Source organism: Shewanella sp. SW32 (assembly GCF_025653365.1).
GTDB lineage: Bacteria > Pseudomonadota > Gammaproteobacteria > Enterobacterales > Shewanellaceae > Shewanella > Shewanella oncorhynchi.
The window spans coordinates 105,482-131,437 of the sequence record NZ_JAKKSJ010000006.1; the positions used below are offsets into that span (position 1 = coordinate 105,482).

Sequence of the window (25,956 nt, forward strand, 5' to 3'; positions counted from 1 at the left end):
AGCCATCGAGCATAAGCTTTATGGCGTTGCTCACAGCGTTAGTTCGTCGTGAGCTGCGTGCCCTATGGCATGACCCTTGGCAGTTAGCGCTGATAAGTTATATTCCACTACTGGGGATTTTATGCTTATGGTGGTTGTTCAGTGCAGGTCTGCCAAGGCAACTGCCCGTGGCGATTGTTGACCAAGATCATAGTCAATTGAGCCGCATGTTGACCCGTCAGCTTAAGGCAAACCCAGTTACCGATCCACAAAGTTTTACCGACTTATCCTCGGCGATAAGCGCGATGCAACAGGCGAAAGTCTACGCGATTGTGGTTTTTCCCTATGATATGAAAAAGGATTTACTTACAGGCCATAAGCCTACAATTGATGTGCGCTACAACAGTCAATTTTTGCTGGTGGGTAAGTTACTCTCAAGCCAAATTCAGCTGAGTTTAGGCGACGGATTACAGCAAGTCGCGGGTTTAAAGCAGCTCGCAAATGGTACACCGAAATCCCAAGTCGCAGTGAATTTAAGCCCAGTCAAAAGCCAAACAACAGCCCTGTTTAACCGAAATAACAATTACATAGGTTTCTTAGTACCGCCAGTGCTGATTGCGCTGTGGCAGTTGTTATCTATGTTAGTGATGGCAAACAGTTTAAATCGAGAGCTGCATTTAGCGCCTACCACTCATGCCGATGGCATGTCGAATCTCTTAACTGAACATTTTTGGCCTAAGGTGTGGGCGAAAATAGTGCTGTTTACGCCGATATTGATGCTGCAGGGCGGCTTTATTTTAGCTTGGCTGTATTTGTATCTTGCTCTGCCGATGGCGGGGAGTTTAGCCCTATTATTGTTCGCGCAATTAGTCATGTTATTGGCAGTCTGGAGCTTAGTGTTATTAATATTTGTAGTGATGCGTGACAGTGCGCGGGTCATCAGCTTTTGTACCGCTTTATTTGCGCCAGCGTTTGCCTTTATGGGCATTACTTTCCCAACTCACGAAATGCCGCAATTAGCCCAGTGGTGGCGACTTATCATGCCATCGAGCCATTATATTGAGTCCCATGTTAGTATCGTGAGTTATGGCGCCACTTGGCCAAGTGTAGCGAGCCAAATCACCAGCTATTGGGGCTTTATCTGTTTGATACCTTTGATATATTTCCTGTCGCGTAAATTACTGCCTACCACAGTTAACACCAATGCTGCAGTGACGGTTTATGACTCGGACGCAGCTATATCTGCGAAGGGGCAATAGGATGAATTTATCCAATAGCGAACACGCAAACACACCACGTCAGCTCAGTCTGTGGCGACTGATCCTCACTGAGTTTAAGGCCATTATTAGCGATAAAGCGATCGCTGTGACCTTATTTGGCGGTGTACTGTTTTATTCGGTTTTGTATCCTTTGCCCTATCTGAATCAAGTGCCGACCGAGCAACAACTGATCGTGGTGGACTTAGATCATTCTTCCCTAAGCCGTCAATTGATCCGTCATGCCGATGCCAGCGCCAAAATTCAAGTCATAGGCCAAGTTGGTTCGATTACCGAGGCGAAGCGTTTTATTGAGACGCGTAAGGCCCACGGCTTACTTGTGATCCCTGAAGGATTCCGCCGCGATTTATTGCTCGGTAAAGGTGTGACGCTAAGCTATGGCGGTGATGCTAGTTACTTTTTGATTTATTCCGCGGTTGTTGAAGGCTTAGTTAGCGCTGGAATGGATGCGGGTAAACAAGTGCAATTGATTGGCATGCTTGCTCAAGGACAAAATCCTAAGCAGGCCCAAGAGAGTTTAAACTCGCTTCATCTTAACAGTGTGCCTGCCTTTAACCAGAGCCTAGGTTATACGCCCTATGTGGTACCTGGATTGTTCTTGCTGATTTTGCACCAAACCTTACTCATAGGTACTGGCATTTTAGGGGCCGGGCAATGGCGGCATAAAGGGTATTGGCAGCAGGTGTCACCGGTGCAATTAGTCTGTGGTCGTATTCTTGCTTTCATGTTGATTTATATCTTCTTTACCAGCTTTTATGTGGGCTATTGTTATCACTGGTATAACGTGAGTATTCAAGCGAGCCTTGGCTTAGTTGCGCTGTGGTTATTGCCGTTTTTACTGGCTACCGCCGCCGCAGGTGTTGCCATGAGCACCTTGTTCACCCGCCGCGATTTACCCACCCAAGTGCTACTGCTGATCTCTATGCCTATTCTATTCGTGTCAGGTTTTGTGTGGCCGATAGCACTGATCCCAGAACCTTTAGTACTCGGCTCACAGTTTATTCCCGCCGTACCCGCGATTATGGGCATGCTAGAACTCAATCAAATGGGCGCAAGTTGGGCGAGTGTGATGCCAAAATGGCTGCAACTCTGGGGCTTATTTGCGGTATTTTTCGGCCTAGCGATGTTGGGGATTAAGCGAAGAACGAAGTTGTTGCTGATTGGTACCCATTAGTTTTTAGCGATACCTTAGATTTATATTTATTGGCGAGTGTTAATCGTTTACTGAGGACGTAATGACGTTTTACCCATCCCCTCATAAAAGTTGCTGTTCATATTATCCAAATCTTGCTCAATCCACTGCATTTAACCCTGTTGTTATTTAACCCACCGTAAAAACTGGGCATCTGAAAGCGCACTCGCTACAATCGCCGCAATTGTGATTATCGGAGTCGACATGAGTACATCTTTACTTAACGCACCAACGGGTTTGCAGGCACGAGTGATTAGCTTGGTTGAGCAAAACTGGTTTGGTCATTTTATTTTGACATTGATTTTAATCAACGCGGTGCAGTTAGGTATGGAGACCTCAGCCAGCCTGATGGCGCAATACGGTACTTTGTTGATGAGTCTTGATAAGGTGCTGCTGAGTGTATTTGTCGTGGAGTTATTGCTGCGGATTTATGCCTATAGGGGGAAATTTTTTAAAGACCCTTGGAGTGTGTTCGATTTTACCGTGATAGTGATTGCACTGATCCCTGCATCTGGGCCTCTTGCTGTACTGCGTTCGCTACGGGTGTTGCGGGTGCTGAGAGTGTTAACAATTGTGCCATCAATGAAACGGGTCGTGTCAGCTCTGTTGGGATCACTTCCAGGACTGGCATCGATCGCCACGGTATTACTGTTGATTTATTATGTGTTTGCGGTGATCGCCACCAAAATCTTTGGTGGTACGTTTCCAGAATGGTTTGGCACCATTGCTGATTCGTTTTATACCCTATTTCAAATAATGACGCTTGAAAGCTGGTCTATGGGAATTTCGCGGCCAGTGATGGAAGTTTACCCTTATGCTTGGGTATTTTTCGTGCCATTTATTCTGGTGGCTACTTTCACTATGCTAAATTTGTTTATTGCGATTATCGTCAATACCATGCAAACCTTCAGTGATGAAGAGCATGCATTAGAGCGTGAGCGGGACAAACAAGTCTTGGAGCAGGAACAAAGACAAATGCACGAGGAGTTGAAAGCCATCAGATTCGAGCTACAACAATTACAAACCTTGCTGCGCAGTGCTGCTGGCGATTCTTCTAATGTATCGACAAAGGGAGATATTGGTTCTGATTAAAGCAGATTAAGGATCGTGAGCTGATATCAAGTCTTGTACTTGGATTCTGTCGTTTTTCGCTAAGCCATCACAGATTGCGGATCACTTAATATTTTTATTGGGTTGTCTTCTTATTGGTTTTGGGGGAGAATGCGCGCCGAAAAAATAACCGAGATACTCAGTATCTCGGTTATTTTTTATTTATGGCGTATGTGTTTTAAAACAATTGAGGCCGGTAAACATCCGGAAATGATATGAGGTTCAGTTGAACCTATTTTACTGAGGAAAGACCAATGGGGCTGTTGTGTACCGGATTGTCGGTAGTTGTTGTAAATCAAGTTGTTGCGTTAGCCATTAAACCTAGAGTACAGACGGTTAGCCGCAAGCAAAAACTAATTGCAGATGCGTGCTTAGGTGTTCAACCCTGTACAATGGGGGTGTGCTGATGAGCCAACAAAATCCGGGTTTGAAGCAGACCCTCAACTTATGGCAAGTGGTGGTGATGGGGCTTGCCTATCTCACGCCGATGGCCGTTTTTGATACCTTTGGTATTGTTTCCGAGATCACCTCTGGCCATGTGGCTACGTCTTATCTATTCGCATTGGCGGGGATTTTATTTACCGCGTTTAGTTACGGTCATTTGGTACGTAAATATCCCTATGCGGGTTCAGCCTACACTTATGCTCAAAAAACCTTTAGCCCGAATGTTGGTTTTATGGTGGGTTGGTCATCGCTGCTGGACTATATGTTTATGCCAATGATCAATATGTTGCTCGCAAAAATCTATTTAACTGCCATGTTTCCCAGCGTCGAACCTTGGATCTTTATTTTCGCTCTTGTGACCATAATGACCTTGCTTAATCTCAAGGGGATTGATCTCGTCGCGAACTTTAATGGGGTGATAGTGTTTGCACAGATCGCTATTATTGTGGTGTTCATTGGTCTAATGGCCTATAGCATTTCCCTCGGTGAAGGCGAAGGTGTCGTTGCGAGTGTGCGACCATTTTATGCCGATAATATGGCGATGGCGCCATTATTCACAGGGGCGACGATTCTGTGTTTCTCCTTCCTCGGCTTTGACGGGTTAAGTTCACTGACTGAAGAAACTAAAGATGCTCAACGTGTTATTCCTCGCGCGATTGTGTTGACGGCTTTACTCGGTGGCGTGATTTTTGTTGGCGTGTCTTATTTTTTGCAGCTCTATTTCCCCGATATTTCCCGCTTTCAACAGCTTGATGCGGTATTGCCTGAAATTGCACTCTATGTGGGTGGTAATCTATTCCAGTCCATCGTATTAGTCGCGACCACTGTTGCTGTATTGGCATCCGGTATGGCTGCCCATGCTGGGGTTGCACGGATTTTATATGTGATGGGGCGGGATAATATGTTGCCACGTAAAGGGTTTGCTTATATCCATCCTAGATGGCGAACCCCTGCATTTAATGTCTTGTTGGTGGGTGCGCTTGCGCTGTCTGCCGTTTCATTTGATTTGGAAATGGCGCTAGCCTTAGTGAATTTTGGCGCTTTAGTCGCTTTTACCTTCGTAAACTTAGCCGTGATTGTGCAGTTTTACCTAAGGGATCGACGTAATAAATCTTTTAGAGACCACTTACAATACTTAGTCTTGCCATTGTGTGGCGCGGGTACTATTGGTGTACTTTGGGTGAACTTAGAACCACAATCATTAGAGCTGGGGCTCATTTGGGCGGCAGTGGGAGCGATGTATTTGGCTTTACGGAGTTTCCGTTTACGCCGTGCAGTAGAGCTATAAAATTAGTGAGTGTCATGGCTCATAGATGCACAGCTATAACTAAAGATGTGTAGTAGATCTAGGGCTGTGGGTTGTCATCCTCTAACAAAATATTCCAATAAAAAGACCCGCATTAGCGGGTCTTTTTATTATCTATCAGTTCGTTATTATTGCAGCAACACATTGAACTTAAGCAAGGTTTCAACACCACTTGGTGTATTCACTGTTAGTACCACTTGGCTGCTAGCGGTTTCAGTATTCTTGAGGTAAAAGTCCGCCATACTTGCATTAGCATCATTCGTTTTAGGCACAGTATAAGGCGTTGACAGTAATTCCCCTTTATCCGCATCGATATTAAGCGTTGTGCTAGAGGGCAGAATTTGATCGGCACTGTCGTAGAACTTTACGGTAAATTCGGATGTTTGCCCTGCAGGAATTGCCGTTAAAGACTCTAGATTGTTGAGAATATTTTGACCTAGGCGATCTTCATATACTTTGACACCATCTTGCCATAGGGAGAAATACGCTTTTGAGCCAGACATTATCATCACAACTGCTTTACGAACATAAGTCTTATTGGCTTGTCCTGTCCCGCAGAGTGCGCCTTGACATTGAGGGCCGTTAAACTTGCCATCGGCACCTTTATAGGTGTCGCTAGCGAGGTTATCGAAATAGCGTTCACCACCATCATAGGCGAAGTTTTCGTTATCATCGCGAAAGGCTGTCGGCAGATCGCTAAAGCCTGAGCTATGAAAGGTTTCAATATCTAAGCCGTTACCACTGCAAGCCACAGGAACGCCATTTATCAAGCAAGCTTTTGCAATGGCGCTACCATCAGCTGTATCAAATTGGTTGTTACCATTGGTGTCGAAAAAGGTTTCGTGACCTAAAGCGTAGGCTAATACTGTTATGCGATGGTCTTGAGGTCTTGGATCGCTTGATGTCCAAGTCACACTGCAGACACCATTTTGAGTTAAGCAGCTTGGCTCTATTTGGCCGCCTTCACTGGTGAAGTTGACTGTTGTGTCATTGGGCGCAGGGTTGCCAAAACTATCAGACAGTCTTGCTGTCACTGTGACTTTCTCACCATCAATATTACCCGCTTCAGGGTTGGCATTACTCGTCGCTAAACTAAATCCAAGTTGTTGAGGTAGACCAGTATTCACGGTTAACTGTTCAGATTGGCTCGTGATGACTTCTTTAGTATCAGTATCAACAGCAGTGGCGACCACGCGCACAGGCGTGGGTACTGTGCCGGATAATACGCGCACACTGGCGATACCTTGGGAGTTAGTCAGGCTTTGCGCATTCGCAGTGCCATTGGCAAAACTTAAACCACCGACAACCGTATCTAAGGTAAAGCTGACATTCTGTTGCGCTGCAGGTTGGCCATTGGCGCTGGTGACTTTGAAGCTGACTAAAGAGGATTCGCTTGAACCCGTACCGCCCGCACCTTTGATGCGAATTTGTGCCGGCTCTGCCGACTCAAAACTTAAGCTGGCAAGCGTTTGGCGTTGTAGAGTAAATGGGAAATTTGCCGTTAACGTCTGATTGCCAGCTACGGTTGTGGCGATGATTTGGTCGCTACGTTCACTGTTGCCACTGCAACTTGTGTCTTGGAAGGTCGAGCTCGCATTACCCGATAAAGTTGTAACTGGGGTATCGAGTGTGGCGCTATTGTTTGTGGTGCAATCTGAGCTAAAGCTGATGGAAGAGGGTGTTTGTACTCGCGTAACCGTGCCGTCATTGGCCTCTAATACTAAACTTGCACTTACACCAAAACTACCGCCTGCGCTGATTTTATATTTGCCATTGGCATCGGCCGTTAAGGTGCTCGCCAGTTTACCTTCGGTAAAGACTGCGCCATTGAATGAGCCGAGTTTTAGCGTGCCTTCTTGATTGACGGCATCTTTACTCAACACTTCATACAAACTGCTGGTTTGCAGCGATTGACCTTGATAGTCCACAGTGACCGTTAAGGCATTTGCCCCTAATTCAGTTGCACTTGGCGTATAGGGTACCTGCGCAATACCTTGGTTGTTGGTCAACGCACTGGTTGGATTGAGCGCCGCAGAACCAGCAGTAAAGGTGACTTTAGCGCCTTCGATACCTTTGCTTTCGCTATCGAGCAATATGGCTTGTAATTGCACCGACTCATCGACTTTAAAGCGAGTGACTAAGGCTGAGCTGCTTAAAATACTGGCGCTGAGTTTGGGTGTTTCAATGGTGTTGCCATTGCCTGAACCAACGAACTCGTAGTTACGGCTTGCAGTTAATGCGTCTGCATCAGATGGCGTATAGCTCGCCGTTAAGGTACCAGCTTCTGCTGTTAATGCTGGGTTAGAAATGATGACTTCAGCAACGCCATCTGCATTGGTGAGTTTTGTTGCTGGCGCAACAGTACCTAAGGTCGCAGCGAAGCTAATCAGTTGGCCGCTAAGTTTACTCGAACCCTTTTTTAAGGTAGCGACGGCACAAAAACTCGTATCGGAGGCAAAGCTTAAATTGGTGGTTGCATCGGCGCACTTGCCGTTAACTACAGTTTTATAGCCCAGCGTTAAGCTGTAGCTGTCTGTTGTTCCGTCAGTGTCGGTGCCATCAGCTGCGCCATTACAACCACTGAGCGCTAATGCGCCCAGTAATACCCAAGAAAATACCGATAACGTTTTGCTAAGTCGCATAAGCAACATCCTTGTGGGGCTGAAGTTAATTAGTCTTGGATTTCGCTGCGTAGATATTTAAACAGCTCTTTAGATGATTTTGATTCTGGGCTTTTGGCCAGTTCTTTGGTGGCTTGACGCACCAAAGTACGCAGTTTTTGTCTGTCTAATTGCGGATAATGCTCGACGACAGTTTGAATCTCATCATCACCTTGGGTGAGTAAGCGTTCACGCATTTTTTCGAACATTTGTAACTTAGCGGTCTCGTTGTTGTTTTTATTCAACACGATAGCGAGTGAAGCCTTGATTGGCTCAATATCAAAATTACGCATCAATTTGCCGATATACTGCATGTGGCGACGATACGCCTCAGTATTGACCTTGATTTTGCGTGTTTGCAGGATAGCGTCGTACAAAAACTCATCCAGCTCGATTTTATCTAGCTGAGTCTTGCTCAGTGAAACAAGCTCCATACCGACTTTTTGCACGGCTTCGCTATCACGCTTGTCCGTTGTTTTGCTGCTGACATAATCTTCATCTATGTCGTAGGGCTGTTTAAAATGTTCTGAATCACCAACAATCTTCATATAGATAAAACCTCAAGTAATTTACTGGCTAATAATAACATCTCCAGCCAAAAATCGCCTAGGTGAATGTGTTTATACCCAAGCTACCTGAAGATACGAGTTTCAGAGCGCATAGGGTGCTTCAATTCAAGGCGCAGCAATGACAGAATGTCGGCTACCTTTTGAATTGATGCAACACGGAAGTGAAGTGCCCTAGGCGCTCCGTCCTGGCGGGTTTTAACGCACTTTATGCTGCGTTGGTTATTTTTAACTTAGTCCACTAGGTCCGCAAATAACCGCCTTGCCTAAAGTGCGTTAAACTCCCGCTGAATCCTGCATCTTCAGGTTGTTTGGGTATAGGATACGCTCTCAAGCCTAAGTCCGCCGCGAATAATTAATGTGAATGGGATTTGTGTTTGTTATGCTACGGCAATTGCCGACAACGAAAGAGTAGCTTTGTGTCTTTGAACAGAATCGATAGTGAATTGGGCGCGCTGAAAGATGCGGTGGCCGTGGCGCTGGAATATGCCAACAAATTAGGAACGAACGCTGCCGAAGTGGCGATCAGTAAACAACAAGGTTTGTCGGTTTCTACCCGTTTAAAAGAAGTTGAAACCGTTGAATTTAATAAAGATGGTGCCTTAGGAATTACGGTTTACCGCGATGGTTGCAAGGGCAGTTCATCGACGTCGGATTTAAGTCCAGAGGCCATCGCCTTAGCGGTGAAAGCGGCCGACGATATCGCCCGTTATACTTCTCCGGATCCATTCAGTGGTCTTGCCGATAAAGCCTTGATGGCAAATCAGATCCGCGATCTTCAACTGTATTATCCACAAGATATTTCCCCCGATGAGTTAGCGCAACTGGCGATCCGCGCCGAAACTGCGGCGCTCGATGCCGATCCACGTATCAATAATTCCGACGGCGCCAGTGCCAATGCTCACACTGCGGTTAAAGTGTATGGCAACAGCCACGGTTTCTTAAACGGTTATTGCAGCTCGCGTTATAGCTTGAGTTGCAGCGTGATTGGTGAAGATAGCGAAGGCAATATGCAACGGGATTACGATTACACTATCGCCCGTAAATTCAGCGAGATGCTTGCACCTGAAACGGTAGGTTTAAAGACCGCCGAGAAGACAGTGAGCCGCCTCGGTGCGCGCAAGATCGCTACTACGCGTTTACCCATTTTATTAGCGCCAGATATCGCCACAGGGTTAATCGGCCACTTTATCGGTGCGATCAGCGGTGGCAGTTTATACCGTAAATCCAGTTTCTTATTGGATTCGATCAACACCCAAATCTTCCCCGATTGGTTTAATATCGAAGAGCAGCCGCATTTACTGGGCGCATTGGCAAGCGCGAACTACGACAGTGAAGGCGTGGCGACCCAAGACAGACGCATTATTGACCGCGGCATGTTAGAAACCTATTTGCTGACCAGTTACTCGGCGCGCAAGTTAGGCTTAACCAACACGGGCCATGCGGGCGGTATTTATAACTGGACGCTCGGCCACACTGGCCAAACCTTCGACGAATTGGTAAAAGACATGGGCACAGGTTTGATTGTGACCGAAGTTATGGGCCAAGGCGTGAACATGGTAACGGGCGATTATTCCCGTGGTGCGGCGGGTTTCTACGTTGAAAACGGTGAGATCCAATATCCAGTGGAAGAGATCACTATCGCGGGTAACTTAAAAGAGATGTTCCGTGGCGTGCAAGCCGTGAGTAAGGATTTTGATCTGCGCTCATCGATTCGTACCGGCGGTATCTTGTTATCTGAAATGAAGATTGCGGGTAACTAATCCATAGTCTCACTCGTTCTGCCGTGCTGCTATAGTGCGCTTAAGTCGTCTCAGTGCTTTAGTGCCTGTGCTTTAGTGTCAGTGGCATGAATGTGGTTCGAGCATAAAAAAGGGCAAGCGATTAATCACTTAATCTGCTTGCCCTTTTTGTTTAACGTTTGGATTAGAGCTGTTCGACCTAAAAATCCGCGCCGTTAAAAACCATGTGGTTAAAAACTCTGTTGTTAAAAACAGTGCCTTTAAAATCAGTCGTTAAAATGCATAGCTTGCGTTGAGTTCGAACGAGCGACCTGCACCGGCAATTTGGTTAAAGCCATTGGTATTATCGGCCTTAAATTCCGCTACACTTACGCCGCCCAGTGGCAGCTCATAGTAGCTGTCGAACAGGTTATTCACGGCGAAGGTGACAGTCAGATCCTGCCATTTCATACTGCTGTTCAAATTGAGCAAGGAGTAACTGTCGGTTTCATTTTCAAGGCGGCGGTCATCTACGCGATCTTTGGTCGCAACCCATTGCCATGAAAGACTGTTTTCCCACTGACCTAACTGATGTTGCAGTGCCAGCTCAGTTTGCAACGGCTTGATTTGATATAAAGGTTCATCACCTTCATCTCGCTCGCCACGGGTTACATTCACTTTGCCTAACACTTGCCATTTACCTGTGCTGGTTTCGGCAAACTGATAGAGCGCATTAAAACGTGCGCCATAGAGATTGGCATCTAAGTTAGTGAATTGGAGAATATTGCGTTTGCCATCAGGCGAACTAGTGCGATTGAAGCTACCAATGACTTCTGCATCGACATAGTCAGTCACTGCTGTGTACCAAGCTGTGGTCGAAACTTGCCAGCTATCATCGTTATATTTGTAGGCTGCGCTCAGGGTATGGGCGGTTTCTGGTTTAAGATCCGGATTACCCACATAACCATTACCATCACCATACCAACCTATCATAGTGGTCGCCATAGTGCCGCGGCCCCAGCTGTAACGTTCGTATAGATTCGGTGCACGATTCTTGCGGGCTAAACCAAACTCAAGTTGTTGATTAGTCGATAATTGATAGCGCGCCAGCAAGGTGGCATCGATCAGATTATCATCACGTTTTCTGTCCATCGCATTAAAGGCTTTTGCCGCTTCTGCGTCGACATTGGGCATGCCCATCATAGGCATGTTGCTATAGGCTTGGACTTCACCGGTATTGGTGGTGACATACTCAAAGCGAACACCCGCCGATAACCACCAGCTTTGACTTAAATCTTGCTGCCATTCGCCATAAACGGCGGCGCGGCGGCGTTCACCATCGTTGATGTTGATGTAGTCATTGGGCGCCATCATAGTGCCAGGCACCGCAGGCCAAACATCGTCGAGCTGGTAGCTATAGTATTCTTGGCCGACCAGTAAGGTGCTGTCATCACCCATTGGCAAGCGCCAGTGCAGTTGATAGCTGTAGTCATCACCTTCAGTGTTCATTGGCATCTTGCCGGTTTTTTCTGGGGTGAAAAAGCCCATCTCGTGTTTCACGCCGTGCCAGTTTACTTGGGCACTGAATTCACCGTCATCGTCGAGTTTGAGTTGATAACGGGCGAGGGCACCGTAACTCTTGTTATCCGTCATATCCATGTATTGGTTAGCAAAACCTTGGAATGGAATATTTTGGTGGGTCAATTTGATGGCAACTTCTTGAGTCTCATCGCGCCATGCGGCGGTCAGTGCATGGTTTTGTGCGCGGTATAGAGTATCTATGACTTTATCGCCATTGCCATCTTTATAGCTGTTGGCATCTTCATAGGCGCCTTGATAGCTAAGGCTGACATTTTTGCTGGCGACTGTGGCGTTGGTGCCGAGTAATAAGGTGTCACTCACACTGCGATATCCAGTTGAAATATCGCCACTATTCCACTTGATAGCCTCGCTTTCACCAAATTTAGGGTTAAGGCTGCTAACCTTAATCACGCCCGCAATATTGTCTCCACCGGCACTGACTGGCGATACGCCCGCAATGACTTCGGCTGCGGTGATTTGATTGGCGGAGATATAGGACAGCGGTGGATTCATTTGGTTTGCGCAGGACGCGGTAATGTCGGCGCCATCAACCAGCACTTTGATGCGATCGCCCATCATGCCATTGAGGATAGGTAGGGCCGATACGCCGCCCGCTTCGGAGAAATCGACTCCTTGCCCTTTCAGTAGATTTTCAGCCGAGCCTAAGGTATTACGGTTTTCGGTCTGTTGGCCATGGACCTCTAAGCGTTCAATATTGGCTAATTCGCTGTCGTCAGCCATGGCCTGTGGCGCTAGTGATAAACCCATGGCGATTGCGAGGGATGAGGAAATTACTGAAGTTTTAAACGGGTGAGATAAATACGCAGAATTTGCAGCCATCTTATTGTCTTCCATTCACTTGGATTAATTGCGCTGCATTATAAAGAGCATCTCAGTGTGGCAGGTGCGGCATATTGTCGCAGAGGGTAACAAAGCGAGTTAAAACATCAGAATATGGCTTGAGCAGAAGACAAGTTTTCCACTTTTTAATCAGTTAGGCATGATTCGCTTAGTTCTTTATTGGTTCCTCAATTGGTAAGAGGTCCAATAGAACTCTGCGTTAGCGGTACTTTTTGTGATTTAAGCTAACCCAAATGAGGCATTTTAATTTCTGGGATTTAAGCTAGCCAAAATACTTACTATACAAGCGCTGAGTTTCACCTTGGGAATCCATAGCGGCGAGTGCTTTGGCAAATTCAAAGACTTTAGAATCTGGTGTTAACACTGTGGGACTGTTATCTGGGCTGATGGGGATATCAGCGCGATAGTTGGGGTTGTGTCTACCGCGGTAGTAGCGGCTTTTTTTCGAGAAACCGAGGTACATTTCCTGCGGTAATTCGCTGTAGTGATAGTGGAGTTTAAACTGGCTTTGGTCACGATTTTTAAGGTAATAATGCAAAGTGGTTTGATCATAAATAAAAAAGTCCCCTTGGTTTGAAAGCAAATAATCCAAGGCTTTAGGGACGGTTAACTCAGGCGGTTTGCGTACCTTGATTTTATCGGGTAAACCGCCAAAGTCGTAACTGCCGGGAGCGATTAAGAGGGTCATCTCATTATGGGCTAACTGTTCAATGGAGCGAATATCGGCGGCACCAGCACGGCTAATGCCAATCGCACGTTGTGAAAGTCCATTGGGGATAAAATGCGCGTATTGAGCCCGCTCTTCGGTGAAATTAAGGCCGGGATAAAAATCGATATTGCCGAGTTTGAGATCCCGCAGAATACGTAATTTAGGTGCGCGCACCACATTGAGTTTGCAGCCAATCTTGTCCGCCGCCGCTTGATAGAGTTCGTGATAAAATCCCGTGTTATTGGACTCGTCTCCGATAAAGGGTAAGCGTTCGCTGGTGCGATACCCCATGGTCATCACGCAGGAGTCTGAACTGGAAAAAGCGTTGGCAAGCGGGGCTTGAAGCGTTATTAGCAAGAGCAGTGCGCCGAGCCAAGGTTGAGCGACTAACGCGGATGTCAAATTGATCTCCTTATCTGTCGATTACAAAGTGTAACCTGAGTGCCAATAAAGGTTATGGCAAAATTCACTCACTAAACCTATTAATAAAATCTTATTGATTATTAAGCTAATATATTATTTTTATTTGAATAATCTATCATACTTTCCTACTAGTTAAAGTCATTTTTTATGTTGGAGTGCACAAACTCTGTACATCTGATTTGATTGCGTTATAGTTTGCGCTGTTAGGCTATGGGCTTAACTTTCATTAAGCAGTGAGGCATAAAATGACTAAGCAAAAACCGCAAAATATGCCCTTAGAACACGAAAGTGGTCGAGGCACCATTACCGACAACGCACTCAAAGCGTTAGTGACGAGTCCCTTGTTTAGGACCCGCACCGAGAAAGCGAAAAAGGGCAAAGGGTCATATGACCGTAAAGCACAAAACCGAAAGGGGCATCAGCACAAGGGCGATGCCCCTTTTGACTTTCTAGGTCTGCGCTTTTGTTAATCTGCTTTTTTACTGCTTCAGTTCGCTGCTTTAGTCTGCTGTGTTAGTGCATCGTTAATCCTGCCAATTCATGCTCATCCACCTGCCTTTACGCCAATCTTTACGCTTAAATCAGCCTTATTATTGATACTCCTTGTTGGAGGTTAATTGTACTTTCGCCCTGAGCGAGTATGGTGAACGCTTAGAGCGTTTTAGCGAAGGAGATGCACATGGCACAGCAATATCGAGTTGAACACGACACTATGGGTGAGGTGAAAGTCCCCGTCGATTGTTATTGGGGCGCACAAACCGAGCGTTCGCGGCAGCACTTTCGTATTGGTGCTGAGGCATCTATGCCTGTCGAAGTGATCCACGCTTTTGGCTATTTAAAGAAAGCCGCAGCCATTACCAATCAACAACTTGGCGTCTTGCTCCAAGATAAAACCCAACAGATTGCCCAAGTGTGTGATGAGCTGATAGCAGGCGAACTCGATACGCAATTTCCTTTAGTGATTTGGCAAACGGGCTCGGGCACGCAAACCAATATGAACGTCAATGAGGTGATTGCCTATCGCGGCCATGTGCTCTCGGGTGGGCAACTTATCGATGCGGTTAAATGCTTGCACCCCAATGATGATGTTAACCGCTCACAATCCTCTAACGATACTTTTCCCACCGCTATGCACATTGCCGCCTATCGCCAAGCGGTTGAGCTCGTTTTGCCCTGCATGAGGTTATTGCAGCAGAGCTTGCATTATAAGGCCGAGGAGTTTGCGCAAATCGTTAAAATCGGTCGCACGCATTTTATGGATGCAACACCGTTAACGTTAGGCCAAGAGTTTTCGGGTTACGCCGCGCAGTTAAGTCATGGCATCGAAGGCATTGAGTACAGTCTCAAGCGGGTGGCCGAGCTAGCTTTAGGTGCGACCGCCGTGGGCACTGGGCTGAATACACACAAGGATTACGCCGTTAAGGTGGCGGACAATATCGCAAAACTCACGGGTTTGCCCTTTGTGACGGCGCCGAATAAGTTTGCTGCCCTTGCTGCCCACGATGAATTAGTCGTCCTGTCGGCGGCCTATAAAGTGGCGGCGGTCAGTTTAATGAAGATCGCAAATGATATTAGGATGTTAGGTTCTGGCCCGCGCTGTGGCATTGGTGAGTTATTACTGCCAGAAAATGAACCGGGTTCGTCGATCATGCCGGGAAAAGTGAACCCGACTCAGGTCGAGGCTATGACTATGGTGTGCGCGCAAATCATGGGTAATGATGTCGCCGTTGGGATTGGCGGTAGCAATGGTCAGTTTGAGCTCAATGTGTTTAAGCCGATGATTATCGCCAATGTGCTGCAATCTGGGCGCTTATTGGGGGATGCTTGCCAGTCGTTTAATGACCATTGCGTGGTCGGCATAGTGGCGAACGAGCCACAAATCGCGCTGCATGTGGAGAACTCACTCATGTTAGTGACAGCGCTAAATCAACATATCGGTTATGAAAAGGCCGCTAAGATAGCCAAAAAAGCCCATAGCGAGCATAAGACTCTGCGCCAAGCGGCATTAGAACTTGAGTTTGTGACAGCAGAAGAGTTCGAGCTGTGGGTCGATGCCAATAAGATGTTGGGACCCGATGCTTAATGCTTAATTCAAAACGTCTCATCCTAGCTGCTGATAAATCAGCGAAATTGAGGCTGGCAATGAATCAAGATAGTGAGCCAATATAATGAAAAGAAACAGTGTGATGAGATAGTGAGGTGAAACAGTGGAGTAAGAATGCTGAAGCATTCGCAGTGTTAATGCTTACGAAATGATAAAAACAAAAAGCGAACCAGAGGTTCGCTTTTTGAGTCATAGCCTGTCCTGTATCAGAACGGCTTAGTCTTGGGTGTCAGCATCTACCACTTCTGCCCACAGATCGTGTTCATCTGAATGGGTGATGCGGGCACGAACCAACATGCCAGGTTCCAACTCAGTTTCACCATTGATAAACACCATACCGTCGATTTCAGGTGCATCGGCGAAACTGCGGCCAATGGCGCCTTCTTCGTCTACATCGTCAATCAGAATGTCTAAGGTACGGCCAACGAAACGGGCTAAACGCTCGGCGCTGATCTCGGCTTGGAGTTCCATAAATCTGTGGTATCTGTCTTCTTTAACTTCTTCGCTGATAAGCTCGGCGATAGTGTTGGCGACAGCGCCATCGACTTCAGAATATTTAAAGCAACCTACGCGATCAAGACGAGCTTCTTTTAAGAAATCGAGCAGGATTTGGAAATCCTCTTCGGTTTCACCTGGGAAGCCGACGATAAAGGTTGAGCGGATCACTAGATCTGGACAAATTTCACGCCAGCGTTGAATCGCTTCTAACTGACGGTCAACACGGCCTGGACGCTTCATCATCTTGAGGATGCGCGGGCTAGCATGCTGCATTGGAATATCTAAATACGGCAGGATCAAACCTTCCGCCATTAGCGGGATTAAATCGTCAACCCATGGGTAGGGATAGATGTAATGCAGACGCACCCAAGCGCCCATTTTACCCAGTTGGCGCGCTAGGCTAGTAATGTCTTGCTTGACTGGCATACCGTTCCAAAAATCGGTACGACCGCCTTTGTCTTTGCCGTAGGCCGAGGTGTCTTGGCTGACGACTAGAATTTCTTGTACGCCTGATTCCACTAAACGCTTAGCTTCATCTAAGATGCTGCCCGCTGGGCGGCTGTCGAGATCGCCACGTAGCGAAGGAATGATGCAGAAAGTACAACGGTTGTCGCAACCTTCTGAAATCTTTAAATAAGCGTAATGCTTAGGCGTTAACTTAACCCCAGTTTGTGGGATTAATGAGGTGAAAGGGTTGTGCTCTGGCTTAGGCACGTACTTGTGAACATGCTTTAACACGGCTTCGTAGCTGTGTGGGCCAGTGATTTCTAACACATCTGGGTGCACTTCGCGGATTTGGTTTTCTTTGGCGCCAAGGCAGCCAGTGACGATCACTTTGCCGTTTTCTTCTAAGGCTTCACGCACAGCATCCAGAGATTCTTCCACCGCAGCATCGATAAAGCCGCAGGTATTGACGATAACTAAGTCGGCATTGTCGTAGCTGTTAGTGACTTCGTAGCCGTCGATGCGTAACTGAGTCAGAATACGCTCTGAATCCACGAGGTTTTTTGGGCAGCCCAAAGACACGAAACCGATGCGATTCCCAGTGGTAACAGCATTAGTGCTTGCTGCTTCTAATGTTTTGACTGGGATATCAAGCGTGGTCGTTTGCTTGGGTTTAAAAGTTTCAACTGTCATGGTTTCTCGCTGAGGTATAAGCCGCCTTAAAAAAGTTGGCGGATTATACCTGAAGTGATTAAAAGGTACAGTAGCTTTGGCTGAAAAGTGTACAACTGGGGCGCTGAATATGCCAGTTAACCCTAAGGCCTATTTTGGGTGTGGATATAGGAAGATAGGCCAAAGATCCAAGGTCGAACTTATCTGGATAAAAAGCGCTAAAAAATTTTCAGAAAAATTAACCCTTTTTAAAATTGGCCGCGTTTATAGGGACAAGAGACAATTTCTTGATGCTGTTACATATTGGCACAAGTATTGGCACTTTTTACTGATAGCCTAAGCGCTAAATAAGCGACACAGTCGTTTTAGCCGTCTCGTTTTGAATATGCGTTCTATTTGAAGTGGTTTAGGTATAAGCACATTATTTTGGAGTAAGTTATGAAAAATTCTCTTTTAGCGGTATTGGTGGCGGGTGGTCTTTTTTCTAGCGCGTTTATGGCGCCAGCAGTGCTCGCCGCTGAGGTCGATTTCCCGCATATTGAAACCATGGGGGTGAGTCAAATCCAAGTCGAGCCTGATATGGCGGATGTGAATGTGGAAGTGGCCGTGACCGAAAAAACCGCTAAAGCCGCCAAAGATAATTCCGATGCCGCCGTGGCTAAGTTTATCGCCCGTCTCACCGCAGCGGGTGTGACTAAAGATCAGATCCAGAGCGCGAATTTAAATCTTCAACCGCAATACGTCTATGTGCAGGATAAAGCGCCAGAGCTGACGGGTTATACTGCCAGTCGCCAAATTACCGTGTCGGTAACAGACTTAAGCCGCTTGAATGCTATTTTAGATTCTGCCTTAGAAGAGGGCATGAATCGGGTCAATAACATCGCCCTTAAGTCGAGCAAAGAAGCTGAATACGTCGCCAAAGCACGTCAAGCCGCGATTGTGGATGCCAAACAAAAAGCCGAATCTTTGGCTAAAGGCTTTGGTGAAAATCTCGGTAAGATTTGGCAGATCCGTTATTACGATCAACGCCCTGTGCAACCTGTCATGTTGCGTATGAGCGCTAAAGCCGATGCCATGGGCGCCGCCGAGAGCTATCAGTACGGTCAAGTGAGCATAGAAGATAGAGTTGAAGTGGTTTATAAACTGAAGTAAATCAGTCAGAGGCATATGGTGATGGATGAAGCTCCTATTGGGATTCATCCATTTTTTTATGCCGTTTACAATCGTTTTATATTTTTGGAAATAGCATTCTTCACTCTATATGTGATGGATTTTATTAGGATGATGAACAGTAAAAACTGGCAAATTTAAGTATTTATCCTCACACTAGTAAGGTTAATGTTTAGGAGGCCGTTTATGGATTTTCCCGCTCGAATAAAGCAACAAACTTGCATGGATTGCTTAAGTGGTAAGTCATTAGGATTTGAAATTCGAATGGCATTTCAACCTATTATCCATTGGCCTAGTCGTGAGATTAGCGGTTATGAAGCTCTGGTTAGAGGCCCTGATGGTGAAGGGGCTGCATGGGTGTTTGAGCGGATTAATGAAAATAATAAATACTATTTTGATCAGGCTTGCCGTGTTAAAGCGATAGAAACCGCTTCAAAGCTGGGACTCGATAAGATGCTCAGTATCAACTTTTTACCTAATGCCGTATATAACCCTGAGACCTGTATCCGCGCGACGATTGAAGCCGCTGACATGTATGGGTTTGATATTCACAAAATCATGTTCGAAGTGACTGAGGGCGAGCAAATTGTTGATCGGGCAAAATTAGTCCGTATCTTCGAGAGCTATGCTAAGCGTGGTTTTATCACGGCAATCGATGATTTTGGCAGTGGTTTTGCTGATTTAAGCTGGCTCGAAGCCCTGCGCCCTCAAGTATTAAAACTTGATATGACCTTGATCCGTGATATCGATCTCGATAGAGAAAAGCAGTTAGCTGTGGATGAAATACTGCGTATTTGTTTAGAGCTTAATACAAGAGTTTTGGCCGAAGGCATTGAGACTGAAGCCGAACTTAATTATCTCGCTGGAATAGGGATTGAGTATTTTCAGGGGTATTATTTTGCCAAACCACAACTCGAATATTTGAGTTCCTATGAAGAGCTGAGCTTTCACGCCCCAAAGTAAATGGTTAGGTGGATTGATATTGTTGCACGATTAGAGAGATAACACGTGCTGAGACTCGATGGATAATTCTTTGTTTCTGATATCGGCTAACTGATATATCATGCGCCACCTAAAATTGCCCTTGTTACCTATTCGCTACTATGTCTTCCAACGCGCTCTATACCGATTTATCCGGTTATTACGATTTAATGTGTTCCGATATCAACTACCAGCAACAGAGCGCTAGCATCCATCGTCTGCATCAGTTCCTCGGCAATAATGGTAAGCAACATCTTGATTTAGCCTGTGGCACTGGTCCACATGTGCGGCATTTTATCGACCTTGGTTATCAGTGCAGTGGCCTAGATATCAATCAGCCTATGCTAGACATGGCCATGCGTCGTTGTCCTGAAGCTCAGTTTAACCTCCAAGATATGACGGCTTTTTATTTAGAAGAGCGCGTCGATTTGATTACCTGTTTTTTATATTCCATCCATTACAGTGCTTGCATCGAACGCCTTAAAAGCTGTATCGCCAGTGTGCATAGCGCACTTAATGACGGTGGGCTGTTTTGTTTTAATACTGTCGATAAGCACAGAATCGATAACACAAGTTCGGTCAAGCATTTTGCCGAGTTTGATGGTAGTCATTTCGCCTTCGAATCCGGCTGGCATTACAGTGGGCAAGGTGAAAAACAGTCATTAAAGTTGAGTATTGCCAAAAGCAGTCAGCCGTTTGCTGAGGTCTCGCCTTTACCTGTCTCTGATATGAAAGGCTTAGGCTCGCTGGAAGCTGGGTTACACGCCGCAGGTTTGCAAGAAGTGGGCTTACAAGAAGTCCACAGTATTGAGCAATGGCAAGATCAACATGCTATGGTCGCTACCAGCTTCACTGAGCTGCAGGAATTGTTAGCGCCCTATTTTGAAGTGCATGTTTTCGAACACGATTATGAAAGAATTGTCCCGTGGGATTTAGCATCAGGTAATGCGCTGTTTGTTTGCGTGAAGATTTGACCTTCTGTTGAAGTTTGGTAACAGAAGGTCTGCTCATAATGCCACTGTTACTTGTTAAATCTCGCTTCTCTGTCAGTCTGTTTTTATTTAAAGCCAAATTAAAGTTGTAGGCTTCACTCCTGATTTTTCATCAAGAGTCGACCAAAAGGGGAAAGTACCGTTCCCCTTTTGGATATTCCTTGCCAAATAACGTCCATGTTTAACAATCAGTTCGTCATCCATAACTCTTGTTTATAACGCTGCCGCACAGTATTCCCGTTAAAGCTTGCTTTAATAAACTTGCTTTAATAAATAAGTCGCACAATAGAAATGATAATGGAGTTAATTAAATGTAATGATTTTGTGTGTTTATTTTATTGCCTATGAAATAGTTACAATTTCACAGGCAATAAATACATTAAGACAGAATTAGCACGGCTTTAGTGTAAGTATGAAAAAAGTTTCATGTGTTTTATAAAAATAGTTAACTCGAATTTAAAATATTAAAATAAACCTATAGTGTTGATAAGTATGGTTATTATTTTCATTGTGTATTGATCTGAGTGTGGTTTTGCGAGGTTGGCATTATTTTTGTAATGTCCTTAGTGTATTTAAATAATTAACTAGGAGTACTTTATGAAAAACCCCATTCTTACTTTAGCTGCCATTATTTCTTTAGCCTCTTTTAGTGCATATTCTCATGCAGATAACATGAGCAACAGTGATGCCGCAGAAAACGGAATCTATGTCGGCGCTAACTACGGTTATTTAAAAGTCGATGGCGATGATGATTTTGATGATAATAGTGATGTAATGCAGGGCCTTGTTGGTTATAAGTTTAATAAATACCTTGCTCTTGAAGGTAGTTACATTAACTTTGGTGATTATGGTAATGGTTTAGCCAATGCCGAAACCGATGGTTATACGGCAGCCCTTAAAGTCATGCTTCCCATTGCAGACCGAGTTGAGCTATATGCTAAAGGTGGTCAGTTATGGTATTCGACAGATTATGACGTCGTCGGTTTTTCTGGCAATGACGATGGTGAAGGTGTATTCGCCGGCGCCGGTGTGGCATTTAAAGTCACAGAACGATTTTTAATTAATGCTGAGTACACTTGGTATGATGCAGATATTAATGTCGATAGCGTCGCCAATGGCGGAAAAACAGATACAGACTTTAATCAAGCCAGTATTGGTGTTGAATATCGCTTCTAATTAGTAATCTCATCAACAATTCATAATTATTAAGGCGTGATACTTTAAGTGTCACGCCTTTTTTACTTTATCTTGATGGTAGATGTTATTGGATTTAATAAGAAGTATTGGCAGCCATTTATAAACAACAATATAATTCACTTTCCATTTTTTGCCTACAATTTGTTATGGCGAAAATTGCTTGAACGAGTACCATTAAAAATGATGGGGCGATATATGGGACAAAAGTCAAACTAATTCATTAAAAAAGGCGTTTTTAAACATGCAAACCCCACCGATTTTAGGCATGGGAGGATTGCCTATCGTCATTAGGACGATGACAATCAGTACATTTATATCGAAAGCCTTGTTCTAAAAGAGCAGAAATCTGGTATCGTCTTACTATGGTCAAATACAGATAATTCATGGTGATAGTCTCTTATATCTATGGTTAACATAAGTATGCTTTTGAGTAAACTATGGTTGAAAATAGAACTGATAGATTGAGATTTGCACTCTTGGGCGTTAATCTTGCTTCTATTCTCCGATTAGAGTATCGCACTTCGGAGTTGAATTTTAGTTATCTTAATTATGGTATAGCAAAATGAGTAAAAAAATATTTACAGGGAAAGTAACAGGTCATTATAAAAATGGTCAACTAAGGATTGAGGAAAATTATGAAGATGGAAAGTTAGATGGTATTCGTAATAGTTATTATGAAAACGGTCTGCTAGAAAAAGAAGAAAATTATAAAGATGGAGTGTTAGATGGTATTTGTAATAGTTATTATAAAGACGGTCAGTTAGAAAAAGAGGGAACTTATAGAAAAGGCAATAGAGAAGGCATTTATAAGCATTATTGGTCTAATGGAAAACTAATGGAGGAAAAGTTTTATGTAAATGGGAAAGAAGATGGTATTTGTAAAAGCTATTATAGAAACGGTCAGTTAGAGTCGGAATTGACTTATGAAAATGGGACTTTAGAAGGTGTTTGGAAATATTATAATGAAAATGGTCAAGTAACAGTGCAAATTTTTAAAAATGGGAAAGAATACGGTTTTTATCGAACTTATCATTGTAATGGTGAACTAGAGAATGAAGCGTTGTATATAAATGGAAAATTAGAAGGTGTTTGGAGGTGTTATAATGAAAATGGTAGATTAACAGTGGAAAAAAACTATGTTAATGGTATTAGAAATGGTCTGTTTAAATATTATAATGAATACGGTAAATTAGAGGCGGAAGGCGTTTATAAAAATGATCAATTAGATGGTCTTTATAAAGCCTATGATGAGGAAGGAATATTGCAAGCTGAGGAATATTATAAAAATGGAGAGCGAGAGGGGCTTTTTAAGAGTTATCATAAAAATGGTATAATAGAAGTAGAAGGAACTTATGAAAATGGTAAGAAAGAAGGTATTTGGAAAAGCTATAATGAAGATAGTCATTTAATTCAAGAAACGACTTATAATAATGATTAGTTAGATGGAATCTTTAAAAAAATTGCAGCAATTGACAATTAGTGTTGGAAGAAATAAATCTTGTCCTCCATTTGTAGCGAAGATATAAATCAGGCAGATATAAATCAGGCCACCCAATATAAAACAAGAACATAATGTACTTTCAGTTAGCATCCAAGTGACTAAAAGTCACTTAGCGGCTAAAAAGCTTGCGAGGTATTGCTCCAGAGGATGAGGACTAACTCAATTAGCCTATTTTGCTGAAAAACTTAGATTTTTAGTAAAAAATACCTAAGCCATTCTCTTGTTGGCTGTTGTGAAAGGCATGGTTAATGATGCAGGATTGAAATCAGCCAGCGTTGAGGTGCTGACAGCATTTGGCAAAGTGCCGTCGTCGCTTTTCTAAGTGTTCGCAGTAATCAGTCAGTTCTTGCAAGGTTCCCACAGGGCCATGAAATAGCTTACCAAACTCGGTGGTAAGCTTAAGCCAATTGTCATGGTGGATATTTAATCTTGTCAGTAACTTGGCGCTATTTTCAGTGATTGCACCTAGTTTATCATTTCGAATAATTCGACCGGTATCATCCACCAATTGAAGGTAATCTATTAATGAAAACGTAATGCCAATGGGTTGGTTATCGCGTTCATTGCCGATAAAAGGCAATAGATTTTTGGGCTGCTCATCTTTCAATGCCGCCTGAATTCGAAGCTGAATACTGGCATGAGCTGATCGCTCCAGTGTATCGGCCATTTGGGCTCTGATGGGATTCAAATCCACATAAGTCATACAGGCTAAAACGGCAGCTTCATCAAGTAGAGCTTGATTCTCTATAAAAGAAATAGGTAAATCGACCTTCCCAAAAACGCCCAGTACAGTTATCTTCTTGATTTGCTTGTCTTGCTATCGGCTCGTTTAAGCAACGCATGAACCAACTGATATCACATAAGCGGTGCGATAAATGGCGATTGAATGCCTTAATCTGTTGACCTCGTCCGCTTCAACCAACCCACCTTTGGCGAATTTTTGCGTTAATTCATCGCCTTTAAATAGCTTATGCCATTGCTCAAGCACCTCCCTGTCGCTCCTGCGGTTTGCAGTCTCTACATCAATGCGTAAAACCACATGTAGATGATTGGACATCACCGCAAAGGCCGCCACATCTATTGCAAAAACGGCTTCGAGTTCAAACAATAGCGATTCTACCCAAGCGCGGCGATGGTCATGGTTTTTACCTGAGTAACGATCATCGCCACACAAAAAAGCACGTCGAACGACACGACTGCAACAGTGATAAAAAGGGGTGTCTTCAAGACTAATCTGAGTTCTGCGAGGGCGCGGCCTACAAACCTCCTTGTTTAATGCTTAACCAAAGCATATTCGGAGGTTAACTACCTCGCCATTAACGATGGATGTCCATTTAGTATTTTGGATGTCCATTTAGTATTTCCATTTAGTATTCTTTAGTATTCTCATGCACAAGTCAGAGGGTATGAACAAGCGGATATTGAACATTACAAAACGTTAGATACTTCTCAGCGTGGAGTCTACACAGAAGACGGTAAATTTAATGCTGGAGCAGGCAACCGTGCTCGCTCTTACGACCCCAGCAGATTGAGTGATCCTAATGATAAGAGGGCCAAAGCGTTTGATGAAAACTATAGAAATAGAATGTCAACACATTCATCTTCGAAGAAAAAATGCTAACTTGGTGGGGGCGTATGAAAAAGATTGATGTAGGTACTTGTTTTTACATTCCGCTTGAAAGCGGTGAGTTTGGTTTCGGATACATTGTTTATGATGATCGGTTTCTCATTGTGAATATATTTGATTTTAAATCAATAAGTTGTAAGGGAATTGCCTCTGCTTTTGATCGGCCACTTTTGATTGAAGGGTGGCTAATTGATGTGGTTGTTTTCGCTAAAATAAAAAATGCAATGTACCCAAAGTGGGAGTTACTACGTAAAGTTATATATGACAACCCTAAGTTCCCTGTAAACCCTATAGTAATATATGGGCTGCCAAGCAGGCTCAAATGCCTAAATTATGTAACTGGCGACACGTTTGACGCTGCGGATAATGATATAAATATTTATCCTAGATTTATCACGAGGCATAGTGACTATTACTCTGCTTTCGTGAGGTTAAAGTATTCTGGTGTTCAGTTTGATAATCTGCGGTTTGATGAAAAGCTTGATTGCTATATACCAGTTCTCAATGGTCTGTAATTTTTTACTATTAGCAGAGGTTGTATCAATACTACATAGTTAGACATGTTGGCTGTACAGATCTAGTTATCACCTTACACCGAAACAATTTAACGAGCCGCCCATTGTTAAATTTGTAAAGTGTATGCTTGTGAAAAGGCATACAGATTACTGAAGAGTTGGTTGAATTAAGCATTGGCATGTAAGTGACCGTCCGTGACATGGTCGCTCATTCACATCCATGTGATCGCGACATTCGTAAATCCTTTTACATCAGATGCCGTCGTCGAGCCCTCATGGATGAGTTCATGGCGTGTCACTGGAATGACAGTGCTTAATCATCAGCGGTGTATTGGTTAAGTTTGTGAATGACTTAAACAAAAAGGCGCCTAAGCGCCTTTTCTACTATTCAGTTATGGGTAAACCACCCAAAACCTCAGATTTGAT

The 25,956-nt window shown here is 44.4% G+C and carries 18 protein-coding genes and 2 pseudogenes; 13 read left to right on the plus strand and 7 right to left on the minus strand.

Annotated features, from left to right (window positions below; genetic code table 11):
* Positions 1–20: 20 nt before the first annotated feature.
* From L5M28_RS05005 to L5M28_RS05020, 4 genes are all read left to right on the plus strand, one after another.
* Positions 21–1,238: an ABC transporter permease gene (locus tag L5M28_RS05005; protein WP_263173030.1), complete on the plus strand. Its 1,218-nt coding sequence runs from the start codon at positions 21–23 to the stop codon at positions 1,236–1,238.
* Position 1,239: 1 nt separating this feature from the next.
* Positions 1,240–2,430: an ABC transporter permease gene (locus L5M28_RS05010; protein ID WP_263202661.1), complete on the plus strand. Its 1,191-nt coding sequence runs from the start codon at positions 1,240–1,242 to the stop codon at positions 2,428–2,430.
* A gap of 222 nt (positions 2,431–2,652) precedes the next feature.
* Entirely contained in the window at positions 2,653–3,540 is an 888-nt protein-coding gene (locus L5M28_RS05015; protein WP_263202662.1) for an ion transporter, read from the plus strand.
* Positions 3,541–3,964: 424 nt separating this feature from the next.
* Positions 3,965–5,290 (plus strand): APC family permease, encoded by a 1,326-nt coding sequence (locus tag L5M28_RS05020; protein ID WP_263148069.1) that lies wholly within the window; start codon positions 3,965–3,967, stop codon positions 5,288–5,290.
* A 146-nt stretch (positions 5,291–5,436) separates the two neighbouring features.
* Here L5M28_RS05020 and L5M28_RS05025 read toward each other — a convergent pair whose 3' ends face one another.
* A complete protein-coding gene (locus tag L5M28_RS05025) occupies positions 5,437–7,950 on the minus strand; it encodes an Ig-like domain-containing protein (protein WP_263202664.1) in 2,514 nt (837 codons plus the stop codon).
* Between the two features lie 29 nt (positions 7,951–7,979).
* Complete coding sequence (gene yjgA / locus L5M28_RS05030; RefSeq protein WP_198573074.1) at positions 7,980–8,516, minus strand: ribosome biogenesis factor YjgA; 537 nt, start codon at positions 8,514–8,516, stop codon at positions 7,980–7,982.
* A gap of 437 nt (positions 8,517–8,953) precedes the next feature.
* Between yjgA and pmbA the strand changes: the two genes are divergently transcribed.
* On the plus strand, positions 8,954–10,297 hold the full coding sequence (gene pmbA, locus L5M28_RS05035; RefSeq protein WP_105251299.1) for a metalloprotease PmbA: 1,344 nt from the start codon (positions 8,954–8,956) through the stop codon (positions 10,295–10,297).
* A 252-nt stretch (positions 10,298–10,549) separates the two neighbouring features.
* Here pmbA and L5M28_RS05040 read toward each other — a convergent pair whose 3' ends face one another.
* The gene (locus L5M28_RS05040) at positions 10,550–12,676 is read right to left on the minus strand and encodes a TonB-dependent receptor (RefSeq protein ID WP_263202666.1); all 2,127 of its coding nucleotides are present in this window, start codon (positions 12,674–12,676) and stop codon (positions 10,550–10,552) included.
* 283 nt (positions 12,677–12,959) lie between these two features.
* Complete coding sequence (locus tag L5M28_RS05045; protein WP_263202667.1) at positions 12,960–13,808, minus strand: substrate-binding periplasmic protein; 849 nt, start codon at positions 13,806–13,808, stop codon at positions 12,960–12,962.
* 266 nt (positions 13,809–14,074) lie between these two features.
* On the opposite strand from L5M28_RS05045, the gene L5M28_RS05050 reads away from it, so the two are divergent.
* Complete coding sequence (locus tag L5M28_RS05050) at positions 14,075–14,299, plus strand: ribosome alternative rescue factor ArfA (protein ID WP_131523432.1); 225 nt, start codon at positions 14,075–14,077, stop codon at positions 14,297–14,299.
* Between the two features lie 209 nt (positions 14,300–14,508).
* Positions 14,509–15,912, plus strand: coding sequence for a class II fumarate hydratase (gene fumC / locus L5M28_RS05055; protein ID WP_263202668.1), 1,404 nt, complete (start codon positions 14,509–14,511; stop codon positions 15,910–15,912).
* 237 nt (positions 15,913–16,149) lie between these two features.
* Here fumC and rimO read toward each other — a convergent pair whose 3' ends face one another.
* Positions 16,150–17,568 carry a 30S ribosomal protein S12 methylthiotransferase RimO gene (rimO, locus tag L5M28_RS05060; RefSeq protein ID WP_198573078.1) on the minus strand — a complete coding sequence of 473 codons (1,419 nt, stop codon included), beginning with the start codon at positions 17,566–17,568 and terminating at the stop codon, positions 16,150–16,152.
* 417 nt (positions 17,569–17,985) lie between these two features.
* Here rimO and L5M28_RS05065 point away from each other — a divergent pair, with 417 nt between their 5' ends.
* The 4 genes from L5M28_RS05065 (at position 17,986) to L5M28_RS05080 (ending at position 21,866) form a co-directional block, all read left to right on the plus strand.
* Positions 17,986–18,699, plus strand: a complete 714-nt coding sequence (locus L5M28_RS05065) for an oxidative stress defense protein (protein WP_113940062.1) — start codon at positions 17,986–17,988, stop codon at positions 18,697–18,699.
* Positions 18,700–18,903: 204 nt separating this feature from the next.
* On the plus strand, positions 18,904–19,680 hold the full coding sequence (locus L5M28_RS05070; protein WP_113940061.1) for an EAL domain-containing protein: 777 nt from the start codon (positions 18,904–18,906) through the stop codon (positions 19,678–19,680).
* A 140-nt stretch (positions 19,681–19,820) separates the two neighbouring features.
* On the plus strand, positions 19,821–20,672 hold the full coding sequence (locus L5M28_RS05075) for a class I SAM-dependent DNA methyltransferase (protein WP_105251307.1): 852 nt from the start codon (positions 19,821–19,823) through the stop codon (positions 20,670–20,672).
* Positions 20,673–21,287: 615 nt separating this feature from the next.
* Positions 21,288–21,866, plus strand: coding sequence for a porin family protein (locus tag L5M28_RS05080; protein WP_263197867.1), 579 nt, complete (start codon positions 21,288–21,290; stop codon positions 21,864–21,866).
* 295 nt (positions 21,867–22,161) lie between these two features.
* Here the strand turns inward: L5M28_RS05080 and L5M28_RS24190 are convergent.
* Positions 22,162–22,272, minus strand: a pseudogene (locus tag L5M28_RS24190) (IS30 family transposase); the annotation flags it as partial.
* Positions 22,273–22,449: 177 nt separating this feature from the next.
* Between L5M28_RS24190 and L5M28_RS05085 the strand changes: the two are divergent.
* Complete coding sequence (locus tag L5M28_RS05085) at positions 22,450–23,325, plus strand: toxin-antitoxin system YwqK family antitoxin (RefSeq protein WP_263202669.1); 876 nt, start codon at positions 22,450–22,452, stop codon at positions 23,323–23,325.
* Positions 23,326–23,653: 328 nt separating this feature from the next.
* Here L5M28_RS05085 and L5M28_RS05090 read toward each other — a convergent pair.
* Positions 23,654–24,622 (minus strand): annotated as a pseudogene (locus L5M28_RS05090) (transposase).
* Between the two features lie 401 nt (positions 24,623–25,023).
* On the opposite strand from L5M28_RS05090, the gene L5M28_RS05095 reads away from it, so the two are divergent.
* Entirely contained in the window at positions 25,024–25,530 is a 507-nt protein-coding gene (locus L5M28_RS05095) for an Imm26 family immunity protein (protein ID WP_263198344.1), read from the plus strand.
* Positions 25,531–25,956 lie beyond the last annotated feature (426 nt).